7 protein-coding genes and 1 pseudogene are annotated in these 10,278 nt (G+C 61.8%); 5 read left to right on the forward strand and 3 right to left on the reverse strand.

Features of this window, described 5'->3' with window-relative positions; genetic code table 11:
- From HL671_RS37535 to HL671_RS37545, 3 genes and pseudogenes are all read left to right on the forward strand, one after another.
- Positions 1-525: pseudogene (locus HL671_RS37535) on the forward strand (Ti-type conjugative transfer relaxase TraA); the annotation flags it as partial.
- A gap of 128 nt (positions 526-653) precedes the next feature.
- Positions 654-866, forward strand: a complete 213-nt coding sequence (locus HL671_RS37540; protein WP_172244158.1) for a helix-turn-helix transcriptional regulator — start codon at positions 654-656, stop codon at positions 864-866.
- A 372-nt stretch (positions 867-1,238) separates the two neighbouring features.
- Positions 1,239-1,784 (forward strand): hypothetical protein, encoded by a 546-nt coding sequence (locus tag HL671_RS37545; protein ID WP_246706074.1) that lies wholly within the window; start codon positions 1,239-1,241, stop codon positions 1,782-1,784.
- 186 nt (positions 1,785-1,970) lie between these two features.
- Here HL671_RS37545 and HL671_RS37550 read toward each other — a convergent pair whose 3' ends face one another.
- Entirely contained in the window at positions 1,971-2,660 is a 690-nt protein-coding gene (locus HL671_RS37550; RefSeq protein WP_172244163.1) for a hypothetical protein, read from the reverse strand.
- A gap of 327 nt (positions 2,661-2,987) precedes the next feature.
- Between HL671_RS37550 and HL671_RS37555 the strand changes: the two genes are divergently transcribed.
- Complete coding sequence (locus HL671_RS37555) at positions 2,988-3,524, forward strand: hypothetical protein (RefSeq protein ID WP_172244166.1); 537 nt, start codon at positions 2,988-2,990, stop codon at positions 3,522-3,524.
- Between the two features lie 227 nt (positions 3,525-3,751).
- Here the strand turns inward: HL671_RS37555 and HL671_RS37560 are convergent, their stop codons facing one another.
- Both HL671_RS37560 and HL671_RS37565 read right to left on the reverse strand, forming a co-directional pair.
- Positions 3,752-4,660: a nucleotidyl transferase AbiEii/AbiGii toxin family protein gene (locus HL671_RS37560; RefSeq protein WP_172244169.1), complete on the reverse strand. Its 909-nt coding sequence runs from the start codon at positions 4,658-4,660 to the stop codon at positions 3,752-3,754.
- Entirely contained in the window at positions 4,647-5,486 is an 840-nt protein-coding gene (locus tag HL671_RS37565; RefSeq protein WP_172244172.1) for a type IV toxin-antitoxin system AbiEi family antitoxin domain-containing protein, read from the reverse strand. The genes HL671_RS37560 and HL671_RS37565 overlap by 14 nt, the downstream gene beginning before the upstream one ends.
- A 281-nt stretch (positions 5,487-5,767) precedes the next feature.
- On the opposite strand from HL671_RS37565, the gene HL671_RS37570 reads away from it, so the two are divergent.
- Positions 5,768-10,087 (forward strand): NACHT domain-containing protein, encoded by a 4,320-nt coding sequence (locus HL671_RS37570; protein WP_172244175.1) that lies wholly within the window; start codon positions 5,768-5,770, stop codon positions 10,085-10,087.
- Positions 10,088-10,278: the final 191 nt, after the last annotated feature.

The raw sequence follows: 10,278 nt of genomic DNA on the forward strand, positions 1-10,278 counted from the left end.
CTCGTGCGCCATGCCCGCGCCGTGGATGCGATCTTCGAGGCGCAGGAGATGGGCGGCGAGGCCAGTCCCGAGCAGGTGAAAGAACTGCAAAAGGCCCGCCGGGTCTTCGAGGACGTGCGGCCCTATGGCTCGGTCGACGCCGAAGCCGCCTACAAGAAGGATCCGGACCTTGCCCGCGAGGCGGCTGGCAGCCGGGTCAACCGCGCCATCCGCGCGCTCCAGCTCGAGACCGAATTGCGCATCGCCCCTAGCCGCCGCGCCGACCGCTTTGTGGAGGACTGGCAGAGGCTCGACCAAGCCAGCCAGCGCCAGTATCAGGCGGGCGATTTCTCCGGCTACAGGGCCACGCGCTCGGCGATGGGCGACATGGCAAGAAGCCTCGAACGCGATCCGCAACTGGAATCGCTCCTCGACAATCGCAAGCGGGAGCTCGGCATCGCCTTCGAGTCAGGCCGCCGGCTCGGCCTCGAACTCGCCTTCTCCCACGGCATTGACCTCGGTAGAGGCCGCGGCATCGGAATCTGATCCATCCTATTTTCCGCCGGCTCTACCCCATAGCGCGGCAACGCGAAAACTCTCTTGCGCTCCCGCAATCGCCCGTCCTGTCTGGTCTCAGAAGTCGTCAAAAACAGCCGGCAGGAGGCAGGGCGGCCATGCGCGAACCAGACCGTATCATCCGCTTGAAAACCGTTCTTGCCCGGACCGGACTGTCCCGGTCCACCATCTACCGCAAGATCGCTGAGGGCACGTTCCCGGCTCAAATTAAGATCAGTATCAACGGGACAGGCTGGCATGAATCGGACATCAACCGCTGGATAGCAGATCCAGTCGGATGGCGCCCGAAGCGCGAGTTCCATGACGTCTAATTCTCAGGGGTGGTCCCCATCATCAGAACTGGCGCTGGATTACGAAAAGCTGAAATACTTTGATCCGGTAATTCGGACGAAGCTTGGCCGTGTTGTTCCTTTGTTACGAATGCAGAAGACGCAAAGGAGCCGAGAACCGCGATCGGCTTTCGCACGAAAATCGAGCATTGCTCGGTTGAAATCCGAGCCGATATTTTTCGGAGTTTTAGCCGCGAACGATTCCTGCGCGTCCTGCTGAAAGTCGCGCATATCCATTGACGCAACGAATCGGTCGTGATTCGATTCGCGGCACTGGCCGCGACAGGCCAGGCAAGCGGCCCGCACAGGTGGTGGAACACCTGCACGAGCCTAACCCTCAACATGGAGTACACCATGTCTCAGGCTGATTCTGCCTATACCACGAGTCGTTCGATCTTTCCTGGTGGCCCGGCCGTTCGGCGTCGGCTGTTTGTCACTGGCGGCGCCGTCGCCCTGGCCGGGGTCATCACGGCCTCACGGGCTGCAAGCGTTCCTGGTCCGAGTGCGCCCGACCCGATCCTCGATGCCATTGAGGGCCACCGTCGGGCCTTCGAGGAGCTGGGGCACCTACTCGCGGAGCAGGATGCTGCCGAGCGCGAGCTGCGGCGTGCGCCCGGCGGCAGGAGGGCCGAGCTAGAGGCCAAGTTGGCTGGCCTCTGCGAGGCCGAAGGAGCACTCGGTCGTGCTGAAATAAAGGCCTCGCGTCGGCTCGCCACCACGGTGCCGGGAAGCCTGAAAGGAGCGGTTGCGGCGCTACAATATGTGCGTGAGTGTTACGAAGTCGGACAGTATCCCCTTTACGAGGAGGATGGCTACCGGCTCCTGCTGCTCTCGACTGAAAGCGCGATTTGTGCTGCCGCAGGTCTTCCCGTTTGGGATCGAGGGGTTGCTTCGCGATAACGGTTGCTCGTCTTCCGATAAGTGGGATGTGGAAACGAGTCCTGGTCGAACCACCAGTGCACCGCCAGACGGAAACGGCGGGACGGATGTCTCCGACATACGGCCAACGGGCCACATCCCAGCTCACCCAAGTGAAGAATTCACAGGGAGCTTTTCGAGTGACTGCGGACAGGCCGCAGCCCAGAGCTAGCTAGCAAAAGCGCGATCGCCGCGAAGCGTCAGCTTCATCTTACGGCTCGCATCCAGAAGCGCCGGAATGAGGCGCGGGATGGGCTGATCCCTTAGGATCTGGATGAGCGGAAGCAGTACCGCCCGGCTCAGGATAATGACGGCAAGACGGCTTTGCTCCTGGAGCGCCTCGCGTTCGCTTGCCGGGAGTGACTGCGAGGTGCGATCGAAATTCCCGAAAACGATGCGAAGCACGCGCCGGGCCCGGACGAACTCGTAGTTGGTTGCCGAACGCCGGATCTTCCGCTGTATCGGCAAGGAGAACCACTTTTGGACATGATTCATCAGCCATAGGATGCTTTCATCGTCAGGAAGAAATGGTCGCTCTGCCTTATTAAGCCAGTACGGCGCAGTCGCTGCCACGAGCTCAGCGAGACCGTAAATCTCAGGCTCGCTACCAACACCAAAAAAAACCGAAAGCAACTCTTCCGAGAACCCGATTGCAGCTTGCCTCACGTCGAGGGGGGCGTCGGATTGCAGCAGCTTCCGTCCCACCCTTGCGGCCGGCAGCCCAACAGCATCATCCAAGCGCATCTTTCCTGCCTTGGCATCGCGCCGGGGATGATTGCGCGCGATGAGTGTTTTCAAAGCAACGCGGACCGCCTTCAGTTCGACCGGATAGCCGGAGAGCCACAAGCCGATACGCACCGAGTAAGTCCGGCTGTGTCGCGCGAGCAAGTCATGCGTCAATTTCGCCTGCTCGACGACGCGCGGGTTGGGCCAAAAAGTTTCGGTGCCTTTGGAGCGCCCAAGCCCGTGGCGGCGGGGACGCGGCAGTAACCCCTTGGTCCACCAATCCCGCGCCGTGCGCGGCGACAGGTGGCGCCTGGAGCGCCTCATCTCGGTACATAGCCGGGAGAGCGTAACCATGGCCCAGATTTACAAGCGCCATTCTCCCGTGCAAGCGCAACTCGCCGTCTCGCTAAGGATCGGGCCGCCCTTCGATGGGCCGCAACAACTCCGAGGAGATGATCCATGGCAGATTACAAGCTTTCGATCTCGATGGTACCGGGGCTGCTGTGGGGTGAGAATCTGCGCAAGCATCTTACGCAAGGGCAATGGAACAGGCTCAGGGCCGTCCAGTTCGAGCGAGCCCCCAAATGCGAATTTTGCAATTCGGCCCCGGTTGGCGCCGAGCGTCACGCGCATGAGGAGTGGGTCTATGACGCAAGGATGGGCATCGCGCGCCTGCTCGGCTTAAGGACCACGTGCCGCATGTGCCATTTCGTCGAGCATCCCGGCTTCATCAAGGTGATGGTCGCGAACGGGCGCTTCACGCCCGCGATGTTCGACGAAATCGAGCGTCACTTCTGCGCCGTGAACGGCTGCGATGCGAAGGCCTATCGCCGTCATTGCGCCCAGGCGCAGCGCCGATACGACAAGCTCATGCAAGTTCCGGCCTGGACCGTCGACTTCGGGCCGTTCGCTCATCTCACGCGTTCTCGATGCCTCCCGTCTCCGTCGCAGCAATCGGCCTTCATGCGGCCCAAGATCGCGCCACCGTCGGCTTAAGGCTGCAAGCGCTTCCGCCTTCGCCAAGGCTGGGAGCAGGAAAGCGCTCCTCCACTGACGTTCCGGCCGCTAGCGGTGCATCATGCGGATAACGCGCTCGCATCGCCCCATAATTGAAACCGCTTTACGGCCTGAACGGTCGTCGCATGAACGGGCCGGCAAGGTCGACCGGCGGACCCGAAGGCCTGTAGTCGAGCAACCATCGGACAACTAAAATCCCCAGCCGCTCAAGCAGAGAGTATCTTCTCCAGCGCGGCGACAAGCTCGGCGCGCCGTTCCTTCGGCAAGCTATTGAGATTTTCCTGGCGCCATTTGATCGCCGGCAACTCCGCGGCTCCGGAAAGATCAATAAGCTTCCAGTCCGGCGTACCGCGCTCGAAGGATAAGAGAAACTTCTTATGATCGTCGGGCATGGTGCCAACAATATCCGAGATCAGAATTTCCCGTTCTTCGATCAGCTCCTTGAGAGTCACGGCTTCGTGAGTCATCCCGACAAAACCGCGATTGTAGTCGAGGGTCATGTCCTTGCGCCGCGCCGTCAAGACCTCGTGGACCGGCCGCGCGTGACTTTCGAGGTAGACAATGAAAGCTCGGCGCAAGGCGTCATCGACGCCTTCGTTCCCGTAGAGTTCGCGGGTATCGAAGAAGTCGCGGGGGTGTTGGCGGTCGAGGGCGGCGACGATCTTCCCGGCATAGAGGTCGGCGAAAGACAGGACCGGAATTTCGGCGAAGCCAAACTCCTGCTCGACTTTCTCGGTGACGCTTTTTGTTTCGGGGTCGTGAATCGTTCCACGCAAAACCGGCGTGACATCGATTTTTACTGTTGCGCCGTCAGCGCGGACCAAGAGATGCGTGCGCGATCCTTTCTGCCCTTCCGCGACTGTCGATCTCGCAATCTTGGCTTTGACTTGAGCGGCTATGCGGCCCATCGCGGCATCGATAGCGGCCAGTGACTCCTTATAAGGCTGCACCGGGAGATAAGTGAGATCGATATCAACCGAGAGGCGCGCCATGTCCCGAACAAAGAGATTGATGGCCGTGCCGCCCTTGAGCGCAAAGCATGTTTCTTCCGCGACAATCGGGATGACGCGAATGAGGAGAGCCACCTGCTTGCGGTAGCTTTCACTGAACGGCATCGAGGTCTCCGGGAACGGTGATCTGATAGGTCTTGTCGAGCTTGCCGCCTCTCACCAGCATGCGCTTGCCTTCTCCAAGGTCAACGGCCTTGCGGTCAAGCCGCTTCAGCCAGGCATGCGCGTGCCGATCGGCAAAATAAAAGAACAACCGCTTCACCTTGACGCTGTGGCATTCGGCAAGGAGTCTCTGCAAGCGGCGCGGGCTGAGATTGGAAAGACCCTGCATCAGCATATCGGCCTGATGAAAGCTTTCGCGTTTCGGCAGTTCGTCAAGGAGCTCGAGGATCGCGCGCTCCGGCGTCGAGAGAGCCAGGGGCCAGTCCCATTCGCCCCAGCCTTGAACGACCCAATCCTTGTTTCGGCTCTGATCGTCTTGACCTCCGTCTTTGCGTTCAAGGTGCGTGAGGCCCCTGAGCGGCAGGCTGTGATTGAAAAGCTTGCGGTCGTTGTGATGGAGAAAGCTCACGCCGAGACTGAGCTTGTCGAGCCAGCGCGGCGGCGATTTCGGGCCGTAAAGATGAACCTCGGTGATGCTCTGTACGAGGTAATGGGCGAACCCCTGTGCTTCGAGGGCCGTGCGGCCGCCAACGAGCACCGGATACTGAAGCATGGCCTGAAGCGAGACGACGACTTGTTGCCAGGAACGCGGCCCGCGCGGCCGGCAGTAGACTCCGCGTGTCGGTTGTTTGAGCCAGCCCGCGCTCACGTAGTGACTAAGGAGTTGCTGCGAGTAGCCACGTGCCTTGAGCCAAGCGGCATCGACCAGAAGTCCCTCGGGGAGCTCCTGTCCAAGCCGGTTTAAGAGCCCATCTTTCGATCTAGCCATATTTGATAATATGGCATATTCTCAAACCAAATGCCAGTTTGAAGAATCTGATATAAGACAAGCCCCAATAGGCAAATTCAACGATATATAAACCAATGGGGTCCGGGCTAGCGCCGGGCCGGCCTGATGTAATGCTAGAACGGCGAAGGCGTGACCTGCATTTTGATCTTGGGATGACAAAACGCGACGAATTCCGAGCTGCGACGATCCGAACCCTGGCAAGCCGGGCAGGTCATCGCTGTTCCAATCCGGAGTGTTTGCGTCCGACTTCAGGTCCGGCCATGGCCGAACACAGCTTCGTCAATGTCGGAGAGGCGGCGCATATCACGGCCGCGGCGCCCGGCGGCAAGAGACACGATCCCTCCCTGACGCAGGAGGAACGCCGCGCGGCCAGCAATGGAATCTGGCTGTGCGAACTCTGCGCCAAGCTGATCGACACCGACGAGGAGCGCTTCACGGTCGAGCATTTGCGCAGGTGGAAGCACGACGCGGAAGCGCGCGCGCTTCGGGACATCGCGACCGCCGCGCCGGGGACTTATCGGCGCCCGGTGCTCGTCGTCGAACTCGACGAGGAAGACCGCGCGTTCCTCCTCTCGCTAGCGTTGCCGCAGGAAGACCAGCTCGAAGCGGTGCTGACGCGCATGCTGCCAGCCGCCCGGCGCGACATCGCCACTTTCCGAAACACCAAGGAATGGCCATCCCATGCCATCGCCCTCAGCCTGACACTCCGCGGCAACGGAGGGAGTGCGCACGCAGTAACGATCAAAGGCCTGGCCAATGGCCTCGACGCCGCCGAAACCTTGAATCTCGTCGCGCCGCCCGGCACGGGCAAGTCGACGACGCTGGTCCAACTTGCCGAAACGTTGGTTGAGGCCGGTGAAATGGTCCCGGGACTCGTACCCTTGGGCGAATGGTCCGACCGCCGCGAGGATTTCTTCACCTTCCTGACGCGACGCAACGCTCTCGGGACGTTCCGTCCGCAGCACTTCATGCAGCTCGCCTATCATGGCCGTTTTGCGCTGCTGCTGGACGGATGGAACGAACTCGATCCGGCCGCGCGGGTCGCCGCAACGCGTCTATTGAAGGCGCTCAGACGCGATTATCCGCTGCTCGGCATCGTGATCGGAACGCGGCGGAATCTCCTACCGATTTCTGGCGCTGTCGTCGAAGTCGACCCGCTTTCCGAGAGCCAGCAACTCGAGCTGGCAGGAGCATTGCGGGGGCAGGAAGGCGAAGCGCTGGTGGATCAGGCCTGGCGCACGCCGGGCGTGCGCGATCTCGTGACCATCCCCCTCTACCTGACGGCGCTCCTTCGCAGCACGCCCGGCGCGCGATTCCCGCAGACGAAGGAGGAGGTCCTGCGGCTTTTCGTTACGCAACACGAAGAGGAGCCGCAAAAGGCGGCGATCCTGCAAAAGGAACTGCTCGGCTTTCACGGTGACATGCTGACCGGCCTCAGCGTCGAGGCCAACCGCGCCGCAAATACGGTGCTCTCGGACACGTCAGCCAACCGGGTCATCGCGGACGTCGGTGCACAATTGGCCGCAGCGGGGCAATTCACAATCCCGCCGCAGCCCGCGACGGCAATCGAGGTTCTGGTAAGCAACCATCTCCTGATCCGCGCCTCCTCCGGCGGCATTTCATTCCAGCACCAGCAATTCCAGGAATGGTACGCCTCGCTCGATGTCGGCAGGATCATGCGCGCGGCGGCGAACGGCGACGCGGCCGCGCGAACGAAGCTTCGGGACGAAATTCTGAACTGGCCCGCTTGGGAGGAATCGGTCCTGTTCGCCTGCGAGCGGTTATCGCGCGAGAACGCTGCTGGCGCGCAGGCGGTCGCGGGTGCGATCCGCGAAACGCTCGGGATCGATCCGATGCTGGCGGCCGAAATGATCTTCCGCTCGTCACCCGGAGTTTGGGCGCTGATCGGTGCGGAAACGACGGCCTTCGCGGCGCGCTGGCACACGGCCCGCAAGGTGGATCGCGCGGCCCGCTTTATGATGACGACCGGTCGGCCTGAATTCGCGCCGCAAATCTGGCCGCTGATTTCCAATCCCGACCAACAGGTCTATCTGGCCGCCGTGCGCTCGCCCTCGCGCTTTCGGGTGTCGGTCTTGGGCGATGGTGCCGAGCAAAAGCTCGCGGCCTTGCCGCTGGAAACGCGCAAGCATGTCGTGGCGGAAATCGCGAGCTACGGCGGCTTCGATAGCATGGAGCTGGCCGTCCGTGTGGCGAAGGCCGACCCGAGCGCGGATGCGGTGCTCGAAGTGCTCCAGGCGCTGCAATTCCGGCGCGCCGACCGGATGGTGACGGAAATTCTGCAAACCGCGTCCGACGCAGTCTGGGAACTTGCGGCCGGCTCCGGGTATCCTGACGAACTCGCCGATCCCGTACAGAACCAGAGGCTAGCCGGCCTTCGGGGAACGCAGATCGAGACCGAAACGGATCCCGTGAACGGCCTGAGGAGGCTTGCCGCGCGTCAGGTCAAGGACGCGGAAACGGAAACGCGGATCGAGGAGTTGATCGCAGCACCGAGCTTTCCCGCGAGAGGCGACGTGGCAGCCCATGCTCTCCAGGAGGCGCAGGCCACCTATCCCGCGCCGGTGCGGCGGGCGCTTCAGCGCCGCATCGCCGCGCGCATGGAGCTGCCGTTCCGTGCGCGCGAGTTTTTGGCGGGAGGTGACGCCCTCGACGAGGGTCCTGTTGTAGACGCGTTGCTCGACGCCGGGACTCCCGAAATGGTGATGCAGGCGGCCTTCGTGGTTGTCGGTCCCAAAACCATCGGCGCGATGATCGACCGGCTTTTCAAGCTGCATGAGGCTTATGAGCACGATCGCAACGGCTGGGGGCGCGCGGAGCATCAGGCCGAGCGGGACGAATACGGGCGGTTGCGGACCGCTGTCGGAGCCTCGCGCGATGACTTGTTCCTGACGGCTGTCCTGGAGCGCGCGGAGACGGACGATCCGGTCCGTATCGAGTTTCTCGCCGATCTTATGCGCTGGCACGGCAGACCCGGAGGAGACGAGGAGCGCTCGAATATCCAGGAAAACATGCGCGCCGCCATGGTCTGCACCCTTCAGCGCTGGATGAACACGCTGCTTGAATCGCGACAGGCCAACCGCCATCATCTCGCTGCCGTGTCCCGGGCGATGATCCGTTTTCCCGATCCGCAATTCGTGCCTGGCCTGCGCCAGATGCTGGAGCGCGACTTGACTGATTGGGCGCGGGCACGCGAGGAGCGCGCCAAAGCGGCTCATCGCAGTCCCAGCTCGCCCGACGTGACCCACGACCACACGCAGGGATACCGAAGCGCGTTCGTCGCGATCGGAAACGACGCTGCCGCCGCTCTGAAGGAGTATCTGCCGGATCCGCGCTTCGGCCTGCATGCGGCTGGGGCTCTCGCGGAAATCTGGAATCGCGATCATCCATCGGGAAAAGCGCCGATTGCGGCGTTCGGGCAGGACTATTCCCGCGCGAAGCAACTTGAAAAGCAACGCCGCGAGGCGCCGGAAACGCTTCCGACCTGTGATGATGCGGAAGCGATTTTTAACGTCGCGAGGTCCCTCGGGACCAGCGCGGCGGAGTCGCGCATCCAACTGCATGCCATCGCTCTCGCGGTCATGGGCCTTGGTATGCCGCACGGCTCGAAGCGTGCCGAGATCGACAACCTGCTTACCCTCCCTGTACCCTACGCGGCGAAGCAGCGGCTCCTCATCGCGAGCGCGATGGCTGGCGAAGTCCTTCGGTCGGATGTGCTCGTAGCTGGATTCGACGAACTGCTTGAGGCCAGCAAGAAGGAGTCCTGGCGGCTCGATGAGAACCGCGGCGAACTGATGAATTGGATCGAGCTCTTCGCGTTCTCTGACCATCCCCAGGCTGTGCTCGGGCTGCTTGACCGACTCCCAGAACAATATCGGTATGTGGATTCGCTAGATCGATTGCTGTCGGCGCTTGCGAAGAGCCCGCATGAAAACGCCCTCGAAGTCCTTCAGGCGCTCGCGCGCCGCGATCCCCGACTGTTGGCCCGACATGAATGGGCACGGGCCGTCATCAAGGTCAGCACCGAGAAATCCGGCCAGACCCTTCTCAAGTTGGTCTGCGAGGGAGAGTTGGGCAATGCGGGGGGCGTTGATTCCTTTTACCTGTCGAGGCAGCTCGCGCACCTTGGCGAGGAATTCCCAGCGCTCAAGGAAGAGATGCTGCAATCCTATCAACGCTTGAACAGCGGACCGCCGAAATCAATCCTCGAATCCGCTCTGATCGAGTTCGCCAACCCCGCGATCATTCGCGCGCTGGTTCAGGGTTACGCGGCCGAGCACCGGCCTTACGACGGGGGACTTGCGCATGCGCTGCGCAATGCCGCGCTCGGGCGACGCTCGGTCGAAGGCTGGACCGCGAACGCATATGAGGTGTTCAGCGTATCGCTCGCCGACCTTCGCCGGGAGCTGTTCGGGGTTGCCTTGGCCAAAGACGCCCAGTCGCTACTGGCGGAAGCGTGTCTGGTCGAGATCGAGGAACTGCGGGATGAGCATGGCCGAGTTGATGACGAACCGCGCCATCCCGACATCTCTTCGGGACAACCCTGGCCGATCATTCGGTAGCGCTTACGATACCCTGCGGCTTCGTGGATTGAAGACGAGCGTCGCGTCGAGACAAAAATTTCCCCAGACTAAAACCCAGACTAAACGGAAATTTTAGTCTGGGGTAATTTCGGACCGCTCTAGAAATCCGTTACAATTGAAAGAGATAGGTGGCGCGCCCGGAACGATTCGAACGTCCGACCCTCAGATTC

Origin of the sequence: Bradyrhizobium denitrificans (genome assembly GCF_013179005.1) — a bacterium.
GTDB classification, from domain to species: Bacteria; Pseudomonadota; Alphaproteobacteria; order Rhizobiales; family Xanthobacteraceae; genus Bradyrhizobium; species Bradyrhizobium denitrificans.